Source organism: Streptomyces sp. SID12501 (assembly GCF_010550245.1).
GTDB lineage: Bacteria > Actinomycetota > Actinomycetes > Streptomycetales > Streptomycetaceae > Streptomyces.
In genome coordinates, this window is sequence record NZ_JAAGLU010000637.1 from 1 (window position 1) to 444 (window position 444).

1 protein-coding gene is annotated in these 444 nt (G+C 71.2%); it reads right to left on the reverse strand.

The window, feature by feature from the left end; all coding sequences use genetic code 11:
• Positions 1 to 444 (reverse strand): FHA domain-containing protein (locus G3I71_RS47665; RefSeq protein WP_164325195.1); only part of this gene is annotated, 444 nt, incomplete at both ends.

Below are 444 nucleotides of genomic sequence, written 5' to 3' on the forward strand. Positions count from 1 at the left end.
CTTCGGCTTGCCGGTAAATGATGGTGGTGCTGCCCACGACGATTCGCGAGCCGTCGCGGAGCGTAGCGCGGGTGGTGTGCTGTCCGTCCACCACGATGCCGTTGGTGGACCCGAGATCCTGGATCGTCGGGGGTGTTCCGGTCCGGATCTCACAGTGCCGGCGCGATACGCCGGGGTCGTCGATCCGCACATCGGCCTCGGTGCTTCGGCCGAGTACGAGCGTGGAGCGCGAGATCTGGTGGCGTGTGCCATTGATCTCGATCCAGCGGCGCGTGGTGCCGGGGGCGCCGGTGGGAGCCGGTCCGCCCGGTCCCGGGCGGTTGCCGGGTCCGCCCGGAGGCGGTCCCGAGGGCATGGGCGGGGCGGCGACCGGCGGATAGCCGTATCCGCCCTGCTGACCCTGCTGCTGTTGCTGCCCGGCCTGCGGTCCGTCCTGGGATGTGC